The sequence below is a fragment of the Rhizobium sp. AAP116 genome, assembly GCF_001295785.1.
In the GTDB taxonomy this organism is placed as follows: Bacteria; Pseudomonadota; Alphaproteobacteria; order Rhizobiales; family Rhizobiaceae; genus Allorhizobium.
In genome coordinates this window covers 274,276-291,004 of sequence record NZ_LJIB01000004.1, presented here as the reverse complement: position 1 = coordinate 291,004, position 16,729 = coordinate 274,276, and the positions used below count along the sequence as shown (strand labels likewise).

Sequence of the window (16,729 nt, the reverse complement as noted above, 5' to 3'; positions counted from 1 at the left end):
AATGCTTTCATAGTTGCTTTTATCATCCTCTGGGAAGGGTCTCATGTTTCGAAACGCGAGCGCGAAGTCCGTGCTGATGGCTGCCACTCTGTCATTGGCGGCCTCGGTTGCCATTGGCCAGGAACAGCCAGCAGCACCAGCGCAGAACCTTCCTGCCATCATCGTCACGACGGCTGAGAGCCGTGACCTCGTCGACAGGGTCGTCTCAACCGGCACGCTCCGCGCCGAGGAAGAGGTGCAGATCCAGCCCCAGGTCGAGGGTCTGCAGATCCAGTCCCTGAACGTCGATGTGGGCGACACGGTCCAGGCTGACGCGGTCGTCGCGAAACTGAGCGAAGACATTCTCCTGCTTCAGCGCAGCCAGTCTCTCGCCAACCGTGCGAAGGCAGAAGCCGCCCTTGCCCAGTATCAGGCGCAGCTGGTGGAAGCCGAAGCGAGCCTGAACGACGCCCAGCGCCAATTTGAACGTGCAACGCGCCTGGTCTCATCAGGTTCCGTATCAACGTCACAAAAAGAGCAGGCGGAAACAGCGCTCGCCAGCGCCACGGCCCGGGTCGAGACTGCCCGCCAGGCAATCACCGTGGCGGAAGCCGACATCAAGGTTGTCGACACCCAGATTGCAGACACCGACCTTCGGCTTGCCCGCACAGAGATCAAGTCGCCCGTCACAGGCACGATCTCCGTTCGCAATGCCCGGATCGGCGCCATCGCATCCGGCGCCGGTCAGCCGCTGTTCACGGTCATCCGCGATGGGCAGATCGAACTGGTGGCGGATGTCACGGAAAGTGATATTCTGCGCCTCAAGCCGGGCCAGAAGGCGGCCGTTACGATTGCCGGCAGCACCGAACCCCTGACGGGTTCCGTGCGCCTGATCTCTCCGGTCGTTGATCCCGTCACCCGTTTGGGCGCGGTTCATATCGCACTCGACGACGATCTGGCCGCCCGGTCGGGCATGTATGGCAGTGCGGCGATCATTGTCAGCGAAGCAAAGGGGATCGCCCTTCCGCTGTCGGCGATCACCACCGAAGGCGGCAAGACGACGGTACGCAAGGTTTCCGATGGCACCGTCCAGATGGTGGAGATCCGCACCGGCATTCAGGACGGCGCTTATGTCGAGGTGACCGAAGGCCTGAGCGAAGGGGACAAGGTGGTTGCCAAGGCGGGCGTCTTCGTCCGTGACGGCGACCGCATCAATCCCGTGGAAGAAACCAGCAGCGTTTCCAACTGAGAGGCGACGACGCCATGAACTTCTCCGCATGGTCCATCCGCAATCCGATTGCGCCGATCCTGGGCTTCTTCCTGCTGATGGTCGTCGGCATCCAGTCGTTTTATGCGCTGCCGATCACCCGCTTCCCGAACATCGACGTGCCGCTTGTGGCAATCACCGTGGGCCAGAGTGGTGCCTCCCCGGCTGAACTCGAAAGCCAGGTGACGAAGGAAGTCGAAGACGCGGTGGCCTCGATCACCGGCGTCGACGAAATCAATTCGACCGTCACCGACGGGATGTCCCAGACGGTCGTCATGTTCCGCATGGAAGTGCCCACCGAACAGGCGGTGCAGGACGTCAAGGACGCAATCGATCAGATCCGTGGCGATCTTCCGGCCTCCGTCGAGGAGCCGATCGTCACCAAGATCGACGTCGAGGGTCAGGCAATCCAGAGCTTCGCCGTCTCCTCGCCGAACATGAACCTTGCCGAACTTTCCTGGTTCGTCGATGACAGCGTCAAGCGCGCCCTGCAGGGCCAGCCCGGCATCGGTCGCGTCGACCGCTATGGCGGCGCCGATCGCGAGGTGCGCGTCGAACTCGATCCCAACCGCCTTGATGCCTTGGGCGTCACCGCCTCCGACATCTCGGGCCAGTTGAAGGGCACGAACGTCGATCTGGGCTCGGGCCGTGGCCAGGTGGCAGGCGCCGAGCAGTCGATCCGCACGCTCGGTGACAACCGCGACGTCGAGAGCCTTGCCAACACCACAATCGCGCTCCCCGGCGGCCGTTTCGTCAAGCTTTCCGACCTCGGTCGTGTCTACGACACGTACGAGGAACAGAGATCCTTCGCCCGTCACGACGGCAAGCCGGTCGTGTCCTTCGCCGTCTTCCGCGCCAAGGGGGCGAGTGAAGTGACGGTGGCAGAAACCGTGGCCGAGAGCCTCGCCACGGTTCGCGCCGAGAACCCCGACGTCCAGATCGAGATGATCGACGACTCGGTCTACTTCACCTACGGCAACTATGAAGCCGCGATGCATACCCTCGTCGAGGGTGCGATCCTCGCCGTCATCGTGGTTCTGCTCTTCCTGCGCAACTGGCGTGCAACACTGATCTCTGCCGTAGCGCTGCCCCTCTCGGCCATCCCGACCTTCTGGGTCATGGACATGATGGGCTTCTCGCTGAACCTCGTGTCGTTCCTGGCGCTGACGCTGGCCACCGGTATTCTCGTCGACGACGCGATCGTCGAGGTGGAAAACATCGCCCGCCACATCAAGATGGGCAAGACGCCCTATCGCGCGGCCATCGAGGCGGCGGACGAAATCGGCCTCGCGGTCATCGCGACGACGTTTACGATCATCGCGGTCTTCGTGCCGGTGTCCTTCATGCCGGGCATCCCGGGCCAGTACTTCATCCAGTTCGGCCTGACGGTGGCCTTCTCCGTCTTCTTCTCGCTACTTGTGGCGCGTCTCATCACGCCGATGATGGCCGCCTATCTCATGCGGCCGGAAGACGCGATGGACGACCATCACGATAACGACAGTCTGCCCCTCAAGATGTATACCAAGCTCGTGCGTTTCACGACGCGTCGCTGGTATTCGCGCCTTGGCACGCTGGCTGCTGCCATCGCCTTTCTGATCGGCTCGATCATGCTTCTCGCAGGCGTCCCCGGCAGCTTCATTCCGCCGGAAGATGCAGGCCGTATCGTGCTCTCCGTCGAGCTTCCGCCAAATGCGACGCTCGATGAAACGGAACGCAAGACGGACGAGATCTACGCGGCCATCCAGGACGTGCCCGATGTCGCCAGCATCTTCATCCTGGGCGGCTCCTCGCCGCGCGGCGATCTGGAGCTGCGCCGTGCCAGCGTGACGATGAACCTCGACCGGATCGAGCATTCGCTTGCCAAGACCCTCGTCAATGGCGGTCTCGGCAACATTCCGCTGATCGGCCAATATATGCCGAAGCTTCCCGAAAACGGCCGTATCCGTCCGCAATGGGATGTCGAGGAAGAGGTCTTCGCCAAGCTTGCCGGCATTCCGGATATCCGGGTCACCAAGCTCAATGATCGGGGTGAGCGCGACATCACCTTCAACTTCCTCTCCAAGAACGAGGAAGAGTTGAACCAGGCTGTCGGCATCCTCGAAGCCAAGCTTCGCCAGGTGCCGGAACTCGCCAATGTCAGCGCCGACGGCGCCCTGCCCCGTCCGGAGCTGCAGATCCGCCCTCGCGCCGATGAGGCAGCTCGCCTCGGCATCACCGCGCAGCAGATCGCCCAGACGGTTCGCGTCGCCACCATAGGCGACGTCGATGCAGCCCTGCCGAAGATCTCGCTCGACAACCGCCAGATCCCGATCCGCGTCCAGGCTTCACTGGACCTGCGCACGGATCTGGCCGCCATCCGGTCGCTGAAGGTGCGCACGGCAAGCGGCGCGACCGTACCGCTCTCCAGCGTCGCCGACATCGACTACGCCGAAGGCGTCTCGTCGATCAAGCGCAACGACCGCAACCGTGTCGTGTCGATTGGTGCCGGCCTGCCGCAGGGTGTCGCCCTCGACACCGCAACGGCCGCCTTCCGCACGACGGTGGAGAATGCCGAGATCCCGGAAAGCGTTCGCCTCGCCGAAAGCGGCGACGCCAAGATCCAGGCAGAGATGCAGCAGAGCTTCGTCAACGCGATGATCCTCGGCCTGCTCCTGGTACTAACGGTGCTGATCCTGCTCTTCAAGGACGTGATCCAGCCCTTCACCATCCTGTTCTCGCTGCCGCTTGCCATCGGCGGCGTGGCGGTCGCGCTGATCATCACCAACAACGCGCTCTCTATGCCGGTCCTGATCGGCATCCTGATGCTGATGGGCATCGTGACGAAGAACGCCATCCTGCTCGTGGACTTCGCCATCGAAATGCGTCGTCAGGGCATGCACCGGCTTGAGGCCATGGTCGAAGCGGGCCGCAAGCGCGCCCGGCCGATCATCATGACCTCGATCGCCATGTCGGCGGGCATGTTGCCCTCGGCGCTCGGCGTCGGCGAAGGTGGCTCGTTCCGCGCGCCGATGGCGATCGCCGTCATCGGCGGCATCATCGTTTCGACGGTATTGAGCCTTGTGGTTGTGCCGGCCTTCTTCCTGATCCTCGACGACGTCTCCCGCCTCTTGGGCTGGATCTTCAGCCGTTTCGTCGGCAAGAAGGAAGAAGAGGAAGAGCCGTTGACACCGGAAGTCCTTTCCTTCCTGGCGCGTCAGAACGTTCAGGCGCTGGAAGCCATAGATCGCCGTGTCGCGGCTGTCGAACGCAGCCAGCCGGTTACGCGCAAGGGCGATGGCAACGGCAACGTCATCAACCTGCCGCCGCTCGCCGCAGAGTAGGACCGACGCTGGGTGATCACGAAAGGCCGGGCCCAGCGCCCGGCCTTTCGCGTTTTTGCAAGCCGCCGGATCAGATTAGACAAACCTGATTTGCCGTTGCGCGATTGATCGAAATCAATCGGATCTGCCCCCGCTCGCGATATTGTGACTACCAATGGAAAGGGCACGACCACCCGGACCTGCAGGCGGCGTGCACATCCGACGAGGCGGACTTGAGCACGACGACGGCAGCGGTGCATGCCCTGATACCGCGATGGATGGGGAGCCGTGAAGACCGTGAACAAGATCCTGAGACTGAACCCGCGCGACAAGAACACGCTATTGCGGACGTCGTTCTTGTCACAATTGGGCCCCACGGCGATGGCCTCGATGATGGAAATCGCCAACATCTCCACCTACGAGGCACGCGAAGTCCTGTTCCGCGAAGGAGAGCCCGCCGACAGCTTCTACAGCGTGCTGAGCGGCTATGTGCGCCTTTACCGCCTGAACAAGGACGGTCGCGAAGCCGATATCCGAATCTGCGGTCCCGGAGATACCTTTGCCGAATGCCTGCTGGCGATCGGCGACAAGTATCTCTACAACGCCCAGGCGGCTGAAACGGTGACGCTCGCACGCTTCGACCTGCAGCGCGTCCGGGCACTCTCCGAACAGGAGAAGGATGTCGCAAAGGCGGTCATCCGCTGCCTCTCCGACCATCTGCGCACGACAATGGACTGCATTGCCAATGACCGCCTGCAGACCGCCCCGCAGCGCGTCGCGCATTATCTCCTGACCCATTGTGAAGCCGAGGGCGGCCCAGCCTCTATTCGCCTGCCCTTCCAGAAGAGCCTGCTCGCGGGCAAGCTCGGTCTGGCACCCGAAGCACTGTCACGAGCCTTCTCGACGCTCAAGCGCGTCGGCGTCGTGGTGCGCGGACGCACGATCCAGATCAGCGACGTCAACGCCCTCAGACAGATCTGAGGGCATCGGCACTCTGGCCCCTTGGCTTCTGCTCAGAGCCCCCCACTCTGCCGCAGGAAGCTGACGATCTGTTCGACACCGGCACCCCGCTTCAGATCGGTGAAGACGAAGGGGCGCTCAGAGCGCATCTTTCCAGCATCCCGCTCCATCACCTCGAGATCGACACCGACATGCGGCGCGAGATCCGTCTTGTTGATCACAAGCAGATCCGACCGCGTGATGCCCGGCCCGCCCTTGCGCGGGATCTCCTCGCCCTGGCAGACCGAAATCACATAGAGGGTGATGTCGGCGAGATCGGGCGAGAAGGTTGCCGCGAGATTGTCGCCGCCCGATTCGATGAAGACCACCTCGAGATCCGGGATGCGTGCATTGAGATCGGCAATGGCTTTCAGGTTGATCGAGGCATCCTCACGGATTGCCGTATGCGGACATCCCCCGGTTTCGACGCCGACGACGCGATCCGAACTCAGAGCCTGCATGCGGATCAACGCATCGGCATCCTCGCGCGTATAGATATCGTTGGTCACCACCGCGACCGAATAGTCGTCACGCATGGCCTTGCAGAGTTTTTCCGTCAGCGCCGTCTTGCCGGATCCGACAGGCCCGCCGATACCGACGCGGAGAGGACCATTCTTCGATTTCATCATCTTCGTCCTGTGTAAGCGCTTTCGCCTAGGATTGGAAAAGCCGTGAGTATTGCGTCTCGTGGCGCATGCTGAGCGTATCGGCAATGACGGTCGCCGATCCGAGATCGTCGAGGCCGAGCTCGGACAATCGGGAGGCGGCATCGAGAATGCGGCTTTCCGATGCAGCGAGGATCGCCACTCCGCGCGTCTGTCCGATCACGCCGAGGCGGATCGCGACCGAAACATATTGCGACACCTGCGCGTGCAGGAAGGCGGCAAGCGCGTCGGATCGTCCGACCCCATGGGCTGACGCCACCGCACCAATGGCGACGCTGTAGGGCACAGGCCCCGCCAGTGTGTCGATCACGGGATGCGGCCAGGCGGCAGCCGCCTTGACGAAGGCCTCGCCAAGCCGGGTGAGTTCAGCATGCCGCTCCGCGGACCCCGCCAACGCTGCCGCGAGTGCAATGAGGTCGGCAAGCGCCCGGCCCTCGTTCTGGCAGCGATGCGCCTCGGAGAGCAGGATTGCATCATTGCGCAGCCCGCCGTCGCTCATCAGCATCTGAAGCCAGGCCTCGACCGCGTCACCATCAACGACATGCCTCTCCACCACAGCGCTCTCAAAGCCCGCAGAATAGGAGAACCCGCCAACCGGAAAGGCCGGTGACAGCCAGGCCATCAGACGCAGAAGCGCCTGGCGACCACCAAGGCCACCGGCGCCCAACTCAGCCGTGGCCGGCATCGTGGTGCCCCCCGTGGGAACCGTGGCTACCATGCGCATGATAAGCCCCGCGCACCGGCTGGAACGGCTCGACCACCTCACTGACCTCGGCCCCGAGCCCGGCCAGCATGTCGCGGATGACGTGATCGCGTTGGATCAGAATACGGTCGGCCTCGATCTGGGCCGCCAGATGCCGGTTGCCGAGATGCCAGGCAAGTTCGATCAGATGCAGAGTATCGCGCGCGCGGATCTCGAACAGCCGTTCCTCCGCCGCCTGGATCTCGATGGTCGTGCCATCGTCGAGCACGAGCCGATCTCCATGATGGAACAGCACAGGCTCCTTGAGGTCGAGCATGACCATCTCGCCATTGTCGAGATGCAAGAGCTTGCGCCGCAGATGGCGCCCGTCATGGGGAAGCACAACGACCCCATCAGGCGCATCGGTGATAAAACCGGCGGATTTGAAAGACGTTGCACGCTGCATGAAAACTCCGGCATGGCTGTTTTTTGAACCATGCACAGGAATAAGGCAGACAGCAAGATCGTTCTTCAGCCCCGGCGTCCGATGGCCGCAAAAAGCTGAGCATCATCAGGGGCATGATCGGCGGAAAAAGCCTCCACAAGGGCGAGCGAATTTTCGTGGAAAACGCAATCCCGTCCACTTTCCTTGGCAAGGTATAACGCCTTGTCTGCCCAGGCATAGACGCTTTCGGGCCGCTTGCCGGGCGTAAATTCGGCAACGCCGGCGGAGACTGTGACGTGAAGCTCCGCATCCTGGAACAGGATTGTTTCGGCCGCCACACGACGTCTCGCCTGCTCGACAAGAGCGAGCCTTTCGGCAACGCTGCCGCCCCTGATGATGACGCCGAATTCCTCCCCGCCGAGGCGGGCGACGAGATGCGCTTCGCCAAAGACCTCCTTCAACAGCGAGGAGATGGACTGGATGACGCGATCCCCCGTCTGATGGCCGTAGCGATCATTGATCGTCTTGAACCGGTCGATATCGATGATCGCGAGGGAAGCATCCCGATCAATGGCGAGTGACGCCTCGTTGAAGGCACGGCGGTTGGCGAGACCGGACAGTGTGTCGGTGCGGCTGAGGCGCTCGAACTTTCGCCGCGACAGCAGAAGTTCACGCAGCACATGGCCGGCGACGAAAGCACAGGCAGCCGAAAGCACGCCGCCGAACAGCCAGGAAAAGGCCACCATCAACCGCATCGTCTGGTCGATCGGAGTGGCGACGACGTTGAGGACATAAAGGAGCGGCAGCAAGACGAGGCCTGCCAGACTGGTCACGATCACCGCTCGGAAACCAACCGACAGGGCAAAGCGACGGACCGCGCCGGCGCTGTCCAGCGCCCCCACATCGACCTGCCGCCAAAGCCATTTGCTGCCGCGACTCAACCGCCCGCTCCTTCATGAAGATGCGTACTGGATTAGGCAGTGTCGCTTCCTCAATCCCTAATCGAATCGCTAAAATGCGATCGATCGCCGCATTGACCTCGGAAGCACCTAAAATGGACGACAATGTCATCCGATGACGCGCGGTCAGGCGGCGATGGCAAGATCGATGTCGAGGTCTCAGGCACCGTGGTGAAGATCGATGGAAAGATCGAGCAATTGCGGCAAGGGCGTCCACCAGCCCGTACGCACCCCACCTGCCCGCAACACCGCAGCCGTCCAGGTGTTGCATCCGAGAAAGGCGTTAAACGCGCCCTTTGCCTCGAAGAAGGCGTCGTCGAAACCATAGGCCGTACCGGGAATGGCAACCGGCGAACCGCCGTCACGCACGAAGCTCGCACGGATCGCCGCGATCATCCGTTTGCGCCCCTCTTGCGTCACCACGAGCGGGCGCGCCGTGGGATGGGCAGGATCGATCGGACCGGCAACCGAGACATGCAGTACGGAGCGATCGATGGTCAGCGCCTTCAGGACCGGCAGCGGCCGGATATCGCCCCAGGTCGGCGTTTCGATGTAGAAGGACCGCCCACCCCAGCCGATGATCAGATACTCGACACCGGGCATGTCGACCGGCAGGCCGGAGGGAACGAGATCGGCAAAGGCGGCCCGCACCTCGTCATCGACCGGCAGCGCGATATCGGTATGGATAGGATTGGCGAGCAGCAGGATCTGCGTTCCGTCGCCCACGGATGCCTCCGCAGGCGAGGCCAGCGGACGGGGCACGAACACGCCCATTGAAAGCGCAACAAGAAGGGCGACCATCAGGCCGCCCATCCATTTCGTCACCTTAATGGCAAAGCGCATCAGAACAGGAAATACCGCTGCGCCATCGGCAGCTTCGTTGCCGGCTCGCAAGTCAGCAACTCACCATCAGCGCGCACTTCATAGGTTTCCGGATCCACTTCCACATGCGGCGTCAAGTCGTTGTGGATCATCGACTTCTTTGAAATTCCGCCACGGGTGTTCTTGACTGCCACGAGCTGTTTGGCGACGCCGAGACGGTTGCCGAGACCGGCATCGATGGCGGCCTGGCTGACGAAGGTGACGGAGGTGTTGGTGCGCGCCTTGCCATAGGCACCGAACATCGGACGGTAATGCACCGGCTGCGGCGTCGGGATCGAGGCGTTCGGATCGCCCATCGGGGCGGCGGCAATCATGCCCCCCATCAGGATCATATCAGGCTTGACGCCGAAGAAGGCCGGGTTCCAGATGACGAGATCGGCGCGCTTGCCGACTTCGACCGATCCGATCTCGTGGGAGACGCCATGGGCGATCGCCGGGTTGATGGTGTATTTCGCGACATAACGCTTGGCACGCATATTGTCGTTGTCGCCGGTTTCGGACGGCAGCGCACCGCGCTGGCGTTTCATCTTGTCGGCCGTCTGCCAGGTGCGGATGATCACTTCGCCGACGCGGCCCATGGCCTGGCTGTCGGACGAGATGATCGAGAAGGCACCGATGTCATGCAAGATGTCTTCGGCCGCGATCGTTTCCTTGCGGATGCGGCTTTCGGCAAAGGCGATGTCTTCGGGGATCGACGACGACAGGTGATGGCAGACCATCAGCATGTCCAGATGCTCGGCGATCGTATTTACCGTGTAGGGGCGCGTCGGATTGGTCGACGACGGGATGACGTTCATCTGGCCGCAGATCTTGATGATATCAGGCGCATGACCGCCGCCCGCCCCTTCCGTGTGGAAGGCGTGGATCGTGCGGCCACGGATGGCGTTGACAGTATCCTCGACAAAGCCGCTCTCGTTCAGCGTGTCCGTATGGATCATCACCTGGACATCGTACTGGTCGGCAACCGAGAGGCAGCAATCGATGGCGCCAGGCGTCGTGCCCCAGTCTTCGTGCAGCTTCAGCGAGGTAGCACCTCCGAGTACCATCTCCTCAAGCGCGCCGGGCAGCGACGCATTCCCCTTGCCGGCAAAGGCAAGGTTCATCGGGAAGGCATCGGCTGCCTCGATCATCCGGGCGATATGCCAGGGGCCGGGCGTGCAGGTGGTGGCAAGCGTGCCATGTGCCGGCCCCGTACCACCGCCCAGCATGCAGGTGAGGCCGGACATCAGCGCCTCCTCGATCTGCTGCGGGCAGATGAAGTGGATATGCGCGTCCATGCCGCCGGCAGTGACGATCTTGCCTTCGCCCGCGATGGCTTCCGTGCCGGGACCAACGATGATGTTGACGCCGGGCTGGGTATCCGGATTGCCGGCCTTGCCGATCGCGACGATCCGGCCGTCCTTGAGGCCGATATCGGCCTTCACGATGCCCCAATGGTCGAGGATCAGCGCATTGGTGATGACAGTATCGACGGCGCCATCCGCCCGCGTTACCTGGCTCTGCCCCATGCCATCACGGATGACCTTACCGCCACCGAATTTCACCTCTTCGCCATAGGTGGTGAAATCCTTCTCCACCTCGATGAACAGTTCCGTATCTGCAAGACGCACCTTGTCGCCCGTGGTCGGACCGAACATCGAAGCATAGGCGGCGCGGGACATCTTGTAGGACATGGGCGTCAGGTTCCTTGGGAGAGGGAGGAAGCGAAGAGAGGCTGCAGCCGCATCACGCGGCCACTGGCAATGTAACGGTCCACCAGACGGCGTTCGGCCTCGAAGGGATGACCGTCCCAGCCGCTGTGGCCGAAGCCGGCAAGAATGATCGTGTCCTCGGCATGCCGGGGATCCGTGAGCAGCGCCTGGATCACCACCATGCCGCTCGACGGCACGACATAAGGTTCGGCATCGAGCGCCAAAAGCGCCGCATCCAGGGCCGTATGCACGTCGCCATGGATAATCCTGTGCTGTTTGCCATTGGCCGTGGCAAAGGTCGCAAAACCATCGGTGTAGTCGTCGCAGAAATCGTCGAGCTCGGGATGGCTGATCGCCAGCTGCGGCTTGAGTTCGGCGAATTTATCGGGATCACGCACGGACCAGATCGCGGCGGTACGGCGGACGGCCTCGCTATCGCGCCACTCTGGGTCGGCGAGCATGACAGCTCCCGGTCGCCCGGTGTTGCAGACGGCGATGATGTCGGTCTTTTGTCCGGCTGAACCAAAATTCCGGCTGCCGTTGAAGCGGATCACCAGATCGGCCCCGTCGATCAGAGGCGCTGCCCCCGCATCAACAGGTCCATTGCCGACGATCATGATCTGTCTCGCCTGAGCCATCGCGTCACACCCTCAATAGAGCCCGACCAGCGATTTCAGCGCCTCCGTGCGGCGCCTGGTCAGCTCCGCAAGGCAGGATGAAATCACCAATGGCTGCATCGAACCACCTTCGACCGAGTAACCTTCGACATCGCAGGCCGTGTCGCGATAGGCGAGCCAGGCACGCTGCGAAGCCAGAAGCCGCTTGGCTGCTCCATTCTCGTCCGGGGGTGGCGTCGCCTTGTCCCATGCGAGCATGGCGGCGCGCGTCTCGGCCCATTGGGCATTCATCGCGGCATCGGCTTTTCGATAGTCCTCGGCCGCACACTGGTTCATGTCGGCCTGGGTCTGGGCATTGTTGCAATCGACGTCCCGCACGTCCTCACCCGAGGCCGGCGCGTCTTGCAGCAATACGCAACCGCACAGCATCAGGATCACGCTCCAGTTCATCGCTCGCCCCATGCCCCCGCCTCGCCCATATCAGAGGCTGCCCATGACCTGCTGGCGGAAACCATAGACCTCCCGCTTGCCGGAGAGCGGGATCAGCGTCACCTGACGCGTCTGTCCTGGCTCAAAGCGCACGGCCGTTCCAGCCGGGATGTCGAGCCGCATGCCACGCGCCTGTTCGCGCTCGAAGATCAGCCCGGCATTGGTCTCGTAGAAATGATAGTGGCTGCCGACCTGCACCGGGCGATCGCCGCTATTCGACACCTCGATCGTGACCGTCGGATGGCCGGCATTCAGTTCGATTTCGCCAGGTGCTGCAATGATTTCACCGGGGATCATCAGGCTTCTCCATATATCGAGCACAACTGAAACAAGAAGTTGAGTAGCGTGATTGACGCGCCGCCTCCCCAGTAGACGTGCCTCCAAAGCCGATGATTGAGAGGCTTCCCCGCAATGTACTCTCCGTAGTATCTCACAAATCCAGGCCTCGATGTACCACTGTGAAAGTAAGGCTCTATAAAATCACGAATATAATCATCATGCTTCACAATCGCATCCATGATCAATTTATATCTCACCCACCCATAAACAAAAAAAAGAAAAACAAACAAACCGATTAAAAAAAACACATAATCACGACTCAAAACAAAAAGACCATCAGCGGATGCCGAATGCTGAGACTCCAAATCACCGAACAACATAAAACCATAGAACGAGACAAACCCGCTTAAGGAAAATATCTCAATCCGGGTGACTTCGGAAGAGAGACCTTCCAGTCGAGACCTGATGTACTTCAACTCCTCGATGAGATACTGAGCCGCCTCGACTGACGTCGCACCCATTTTATCACCTTATTGGTTCGTGCACGGTCACGAGCTTCGTCCCATCGGGGAAGGTCGCTTCGATCTGCACGTCGTGGATCATCTCGGCAATGCCTTCCATCACCTGATCGCGGGTGATGACATGGGCGCCCGCCTCCATCAGATCCGCCACCATGCGGCCGTCACGCGCACCTTCGACGACGAAGTCAGTGATCAGCGCGATCGCTTCCGGATAGTTGAGCTTCACGCCCCGTTCCAGCCGGCGCCGGGCTACCATGGCGGCCATCGCGATCAGCAGTTTGTCCTTTTCCCGCGGCGTCAGATTCATGCGTGCTCCAATGGCGTGATCGTCAGAGATTCCAGACTTTTGGCACAGACGCGCCCCCGCGCAAGGCCGAAATGACGGGCAACAGGATTTTTCTCAAGGCAAAACCGTCGGAGGCAGCCACACGGGCAACAAGCTTGCCTTGCCAATGACTTACGCCGCCCATTTCTTCACCGATCTGCTCACGAATTGGGCGGATCAGCGCTTCGGCACGCGGGCTGACGAAGATGAGAGTCGCAAAGGCCACGCGCCCGGCAAGTACCGCCGGGGACGCCACAAGGTTAGCGACATCCCCCTCGAGCTTCAGCTCTTCGGCATGCAAAAGCTGACCTCCGCGACGGATCCGCCAGCGGTCGCGAACCAGACCCGCATTCATCGCCTCCCCCATGGCCTTGCGCCCGAGCAGGATCGCCTCGACGGCCAAGAATTCGGCATCCTCGGCGAGGTCGACCTCCAGCCGGCGCGTCAGCGAGGCGTTGTCGAAGAGAATGCTTTCCTGTGGCAGCCAATGCATTTTGGCGCCCTCGCCCACCTCGATCCGCGTGGTGATCTGGCCGGTACCGGCAGAGGCCTTGTAGATCTTCTCACAGGCCTGCGTGGTCGCGGTGAGGAAACATTCAGGACCGGCGCGAAAGCTCCAGTCGAACTGGTCGCCACCAGTAATACCGCCCGCAGTGTTGATCGTCACCGCTTCGAGCTCGTCGGTGAAACTCTCAGGAAGGCGGATCTTGGCCGCCCCTTCCTGATAAAGCTCGGCGATGCGCGTACGCCCGCCGAGCGACTTTGTCACAAGTCGTCCGACACCGACGGCGCGTTGCTGTCTGGTTTGCTTGTTCGCGTGCACCGTGTCCCCTGCCCGCCATCGCTGATCGCGGCGGTTTTCTGTTTGTCGCTGCAGGCAGCGTCGACTGCGACTGTCGCAATCATCTCGCCGCCCGAGGCTTTGAAGAACTCCCACATTCTGTCGGTCGCATCAACCTCGCGGATCGCCTTGTCGCCGTTAGAAGCGAGACGGAAGCGCACCGTGCGGGCCGGCCAGGCGTGGTCGGCACTGGCAATCACATAGGAGACAACGCTGGTGCCTGCGCGGCAGCCGGCATAGGTCGCCACGTCGGCATTCTCACCGGTCTCGAGAGAGGCCCGCGTATCGCAGCCGTTGAGTTCGGCCCAGCGGTTGAGCGCAACTTCGCCGCCATACCGCCAATAGGCCCGGCCACCGCCTTCGAACGGATTGACGTGATCCTTCTTGCCGGAAAAGGAGATAATCGATACCGGCCGGCTCGGCTGGCAGCTTTCCCGCCGCGGCCGCCAGACACCGTTTTCTTCGACGGGTGTACCGGCACGCAGGCCCATGACGAAGCCGGCAGCGGCAAAGTCGCCGAAGCCGTTGCAGATATACTGCGACAGCATGCGCCCGCCGCCGGAATAACCCGAGGCGTAAACCTTGGTTGCGTCGATGCAGAGCTTTTCTTTTGCGATCTTCAGCGCCTCACGAATGGCGGCGGACTCATCCGCGCCCTCACCTGCCGTGACACCGGGCACGTTCCAGGCATAGGTGTTCGGCAATCCACCCTTCAGGCTGCCGGCCAGCGCCATGACCACGAAGCCCTCGCGCTCGGCAACCTCGTTCCAGTGGCTGCGGCCGAGCTGGACCTTCGGATTGCTGTTGGAGCCGTGGAAATCGAGAACCAACGGGACCTTCTTCTTGCCCGTATAGCTCGACGGAATAACATAGATCGCCTCGCGCTCCACACCACCGGACTGAAAGCTGAGGCTGTAGTGGCCGGGCTGGACGGGTTCGCCACACCCCGCCGCCTGGGCGGCGGCGCTGGAAAGACCAAAGAGAAAGAGCCCCGCGACCACGCGCGAAATACCGCGTGCCCGCACGAGTGGGAAAACCGTGCTGGTTGTCATGGATGTGCCTTCTGTTCGAAGATGCGCGTTCAATATCACGCGTGTCCCCAGCATCAACCCGACTTCGCTAATAAATCATCAACCCTGTCTTGCAAAATCAGACGGTCAGATGACGCCGCGCTTCCGGCGTATCGAGCGTCTCCGCTGCACCCTCATGCACGATCTCGCCGCGATCCATGATGTAAACGTGATCGGCGAGCTCCCGGCAGAAATCCAGATACTGCTCGACCAGCAGGATCGCCATGCCGGTCGTATCGCGCAGGTAGCGGATCGCCCGGCCGATATCCTTGATGATCGACGGCTGGATGCCCTCGGTCGGCTCGTCCAGCACCAGGATCTTCGGCCGCGTCACCATAGCTCGCCCGATCGCCAGCTGCTGCTGCTGCCCACCGGAGAGGTCACCCCCGCGCCGCGACAGCATGGTGTCGAGGACTGGAAACAGCGCGAAGATATCATCCGGAATGAAGCGGTCCTTGCGCTCCAGCGGCGCATAACCGGTCTCGAGGTTTTCTTTCACGGTCAAAAGCGGAAAGATCTCGCGACCCTGCGGCACATAACCCACCCCTGTTCGCGCCCGGTTGAACGGCGCCATGCCGTTGAGCTTTTGGCCGTTGAAGGTGATCGTTCCCGCCGACACCGCATGCTGGCCGGTGATGGCGCGCAGAAGCGACGACTTGCCGACCCCGTTGCGACCGAGCACGCAGGTGATCTTGCCCATCTCGGCATTGATGGAGACGCCTCGGAGAGCCTGTGCGGCACCGTAGTGGAGATTGACGTTTTCGACTGTCAGCATCGCAATTCTCTTTTCAAATTTAGGTCGCCCCTCATCCGGCTGCCGCCACCTTCTCCCCGCAAGCGGGGAGAAGACCCCGTGCTGCCGCCCTTGCGACCACCGCCGAGGTTCCGGCGGGCAAGTCCCCTCTCCCCGCCTGCGGGGAGAGGGTTAGGGTGAGGGGCAAACGCCAGAGCGCTCATCATCACCGCCCCAGATAGTTTTCGATGACCTTCTGGTCGTTCGAGACGAAATCGATCGAGCCCTCGGCCAGGACCGAGCCTTCCGCCAGACAGGTCACCTTGACGCCGAGGTCGCGGATGAAGCCCATGTCGTGTTCGACGACGACGACGGAGCGGGTCTTGGCGATTTCCTTGAGCAGGATGGCCGTCTCAGCCGTCTCGGCATCCGTCATGCCGGCGACCGGCTCGTCGACGAGCAGCAGCTTCGGCTCCTGCGCCAGCAACATGCCGATCTCCAGCCACTGCTTCTGGCCGTGGGAGAGATTGGCAGCGAGCTCGTCCTTGCGATGGGTCAGACGAACCGTCTCGAGGATCTCCTCGATGCGCGCCTTGTCTTTGGACGACAGGCTATAGAACAACGTGGCAAAGACACCCCGCTTGCGGTTCAGCGCCAGTTCCAGATTGTCCCAGACGGTATGGCTTTCGAACACCGTCGGCTTCTGGAACTTGCGGCCGATCCCGAGCTGGGCAATCTCGGCCTCATCCTTCTTGGTGAGGTCGATCTTGCCACCGTCGAAAAAGACTTCGCCACTGTCAGGCCGGGTCTTGCCGGTGATGATGTCCATCATCGTAGTCTTGCCGGCGCCGTTCGGGCCGATGATGGCGCGAAGTTCACCGGGTTCGACGATGAAGGAGAGCGAATTCAGCGCCTTGAAGCCGTCGAAGGAGACGGAGACACCGTTGAGATAGAGCAGGCTGGACGTGGTCTTGTCGCTCATCACA

At 61.9% G+C, this 16,729-nt stretch carries 18 protein-coding genes; 3 read left to right on the top strand and 15 right to left on the bottom strand.

Annotated elements, in window-relative coordinates:
• The first annotated feature begins 43 nt into the window (after nucleotides 1-43).
• The 3 genes from IP85_RS04100 to IP85_RS04090 all read left to right on the top strand — a co-directional run bounded on the left by IP85_RS04100 (nucleotide 44) and on the right by IP85_RS04090 (nucleotide 5,526).
• Complete coding sequence (locus IP85_RS04100; protein ID WP_054148379.1) at nucleotides 44-1,228, top strand: efflux RND transporter periplasmic adaptor subunit; 1,185 nt, start codon at nucleotides 44-46, stop codon at nucleotides 1,226-1,228.
• 14 nt (nucleotides 1,229-1,242) lie between these two features.
• Nucleotides 1,243-4,566, top strand: a complete 3,324-nt coding sequence (locus tag IP85_RS04095) for an efflux RND transporter permease subunit (RefSeq protein WP_054148378.1) — start codon at nucleotides 1,243-1,245, stop codon at nucleotides 4,564-4,566.
• Between the two features lie 276 nt (nucleotides 4,567-4,842).
• Entirely contained in the window at nucleotides 4,843-5,526 is a 684-nt protein-coding gene (locus tag IP85_RS04090) for a Crp/Fnr family transcriptional regulator (protein WP_054148531.1), read from the top strand.
• A gap of 32 nt (nucleotides 5,527-5,558) precedes the next feature.
• Here IP85_RS04090 and ureG read toward each other — a convergent pair whose 3' ends face one another.
• The 15 genes from ureG to urtD all read right to left on the bottom strand — a co-directional run bounded on the left by ureG (nucleotide 5,559) and on the right by urtD (nucleotide 16,725).
• On the bottom strand, nucleotides 5,559-6,170 hold the full coding sequence (gene ureG, locus IP85_RS04085) for an urease accessory protein UreG (RefSeq protein WP_054148530.1): 612 nt from the start codon (nucleotides 6,168-6,170) through the stop codon (nucleotides 5,559-5,561).
• A gap of 28 nt (nucleotides 6,171-6,198) precedes the next feature.
• Nucleotides 6,199-6,894, bottom strand: a complete 696-nt coding sequence (locus IP85_RS04080; protein WP_054148377.1) for an urease accessory protein UreF — start codon at nucleotides 6,892-6,894, stop codon at nucleotides 6,199-6,201.
• Nucleotides 6,878-7,357 carry an urease accessory protein UreE gene (gene ureE / locus IP85_RS04075; RefSeq protein ID WP_054148376.1) on the bottom strand — a complete coding sequence of 160 codons (480 nt, stop codon included), beginning with the start codon at nucleotides 7,355-7,357 and terminating at the stop codon, nucleotides 6,878-6,880. Before ureE ends, IP85_RS04080 begins: the two co-directional genes overlap by 17 nt.
• 65 nt (nucleotides 7,358-7,422) lie before the next feature.
• Entirely contained in the window at nucleotides 7,423-8,277 is an 855-nt protein-coding gene (locus IP85_RS04070) for a GGDEF domain-containing protein (RefSeq protein ID WP_054148375.1), read from the bottom strand.
• A 177-nt stretch (nucleotides 8,278-8,454) separates the two neighbouring features.
• Nucleotides 8,455-9,138, bottom strand: a complete 684-nt coding sequence (locus IP85_RS04065) for a TIGR02117 family protein (protein WP_082347575.1) — start codon at nucleotides 9,136-9,138, stop codon at nucleotides 8,455-8,457.
• The gene (gene ureC / locus IP85_RS04060) at nucleotides 9,138-10,850 is read right to left on the bottom strand and encodes an urease subunit alpha (RefSeq protein WP_054148374.1); all 1,713 of its coding nucleotides are present in this window, start codon (nucleotides 10,848-10,850) and stop codon (nucleotides 9,138-9,140) included. Before ureC ends, IP85_RS04065 begins: the two co-directional genes overlap by 1 nt.
• A 5-nt stretch (nucleotides 10,851-10,855) precedes the next feature.
• A complete protein-coding gene (locus IP85_RS04055; RefSeq protein ID WP_082347574.1) occupies nucleotides 10,856-11,506 on the bottom strand; it encodes a Urease operon accessory protein in 651 nt (216 codons plus the stop codon).
• A 12-nt stretch (nucleotides 11,507-11,518) separates the two neighbouring features.
• Complete coding sequence (locus IP85_RS04050) at nucleotides 11,519-11,947, bottom strand: lysozyme inhibitor LprI family protein (protein WP_054148373.1); 429 nt, start codon at nucleotides 11,945-11,947, stop codon at nucleotides 11,519-11,521.
• An 18-nt stretch (nucleotides 11,948-11,965) separates the two neighbouring features.
• On the bottom strand, nucleotides 11,966-12,271 hold the full coding sequence (locus IP85_RS04045) for an urease subunit beta (protein WP_054148372.1): 306 nt from the start codon (nucleotides 12,269-12,271) through the stop codon (nucleotides 11,966-11,968).
• Nucleotides 12,271-12,774 (bottom strand): hypothetical protein, encoded by a 504-nt coding sequence (locus tag IP85_RS04040; protein WP_054148371.1) that lies wholly within the window; start codon nucleotides 12,772-12,774, stop codon nucleotides 12,271-12,273. The genes IP85_RS04045 and IP85_RS04040 overlap by 1 nt, the downstream gene beginning before the upstream one ends.
• Nucleotides 12,775-12,778: 4 nt before the next feature.
• Nucleotides 12,779-13,081: an urease subunit gamma gene (locus IP85_RS04035; protein ID WP_054148370.1), complete on the bottom strand. Its 303-nt coding sequence runs from the start codon at nucleotides 13,079-13,081 to the stop codon at nucleotides 12,779-12,781.
• A gap of 22 nt (nucleotides 13,082-13,103) precedes the next feature.
• Nucleotides 13,104-13,922 carry an urease accessory protein UreD gene (locus IP85_RS04030; protein ID WP_054148369.1) on the bottom strand — a complete coding sequence of 273 codons (819 nt, stop codon included), beginning with the start codon at nucleotides 13,920-13,922 and terminating at the stop codon, nucleotides 13,104-13,106.
• Nucleotides 13,865-14,992 carry a PHB depolymerase family esterase gene (locus tag IP85_RS04025; protein ID WP_054148368.1) on the bottom strand — a complete coding sequence of 376 codons (1,128 nt, stop codon included), beginning with the start codon at nucleotides 14,990-14,992 and terminating at the stop codon, nucleotides 13,865-13,867. The genes IP85_RS04030 and IP85_RS04025 overlap by 58 nt, the downstream gene beginning before the upstream one ends.
• Nucleotides 14,993-15,089: 97 nt before the next feature.
• The gene (urtE, locus tag IP85_RS04020) at nucleotides 15,090-15,785 is read right to left on the bottom strand and encodes an urea ABC transporter ATP-binding subunit UrtE (protein WP_054148367.1); all 696 of its coding nucleotides are present in this window, start codon (nucleotides 15,783-15,785) and stop codon (nucleotides 15,090-15,092) included.
• 184 nt (nucleotides 15,786-15,969) lie between these two features.
• The gene (gene urtD, locus IP85_RS04015) at nucleotides 15,970-16,725 is read right to left on the bottom strand and encodes an urea ABC transporter ATP-binding protein UrtD (protein ID WP_150127508.1); all 756 of its coding nucleotides are present in this window, start codon (nucleotides 16,723-16,725) and stop codon (nucleotides 15,970-15,972) included.
• Nucleotides 16,726-16,729 lie beyond the last annotated feature (4 nt).

Coding starts and splice junctions, on each gene's coding strand:
- IP85_RS04100 (WP_054148379.1), top strand. CDS start 44: ATGTTTCGAAACGCGAGCGCGAAGTCCGTGCTGATGGCTGCCACTCTG.
- IP85_RS04095 (WP_054148378.1), top strand. CDS start 1,243: ATGAACTTCTCCGCATGGTCCATCCGCAATCCGATTGCGCCGATCCTG.
- ureG (WP_054148530.1), bottom strand. CDS start 6,170: ATGAAATCGAAGAATGGTCCTCTCCGCGTCGGTATCGGCGGGCCTGTC.
- IP85_RS04080 (WP_054148377.1), bottom strand. CDS start 6,894: ATGCCGGCCACGGCTGAGTTGGGCGCCGGTGGCCTTGGTGGTCGCCAG.
- ureE (WP_054148376.1), bottom strand. CDS start 7,357: ATGCAGCGTGCAACGTCTTTCAAATCCGCCGGTTTTATCACCGATGCG.
- IP85_RS04065 (WP_082347575.1), bottom strand. CDS start 9,138: ATGCGCTTTGCCATTAAGGTGACGAAATGGATGGGCGGCCTGATGGTC.
- ureC (WP_054148374.1), bottom strand. CDS start 10,850: ATGTCCTACAAGATGTCCCGCGCCGCCTATGCTTCGATGTTCGGTCCG.
- IP85_RS04055 (WP_082347574.1), bottom strand. CDS start 11,506: ATGGCTCAGGCGAGACAGATCATGATCGTCGGCAATGGACCTGTTGAT.
- IP85_RS04050 (WP_054148373.1), bottom strand. CDS start 11,947: ATGGGGCGAGCGATGAACTGGAGCGTGATCCTGATGCTGTGCGGTTGC.
- IP85_RS04045 (WP_054148372.1), bottom strand. CDS start 12,271: ATGATCCCCGGTGAAATCATTGCAGCACCTGGCGAAATCGAACTGAAT.
- IP85_RS04040 (WP_054148371.1), bottom strand. CDS start 12,774: ATGGGTGCGACGTCAGTCGAGGCGGCTCAGTATCTCATCGAGGAGTTG.
- IP85_RS04035 (WP_054148370.1), bottom strand. CDS start 13,081: ATGAATCTGACGCCGCGGGAAAAGGACAAACTGCTGATCGCGATGGCC.
- IP85_RS04025 (WP_054148368.1), bottom strand. CDS start 14,992: ATGACAACCAGCACGGTTTTCCCACTCGTGCGGGCACGCGGTATTTCG.
- urtE (WP_054148367.1), bottom strand. CDS start 15,785: ATGCTGACAGTCGAAAACGTCAATCTCCACTACGGTGCCGCACAGGCT.
- urtD (WP_150127508.1), bottom strand. CDS start 16,725: ATGAGCGACAAGACCACGTCCAGCCTGCTCTATCTCAACGGTGTCTCC.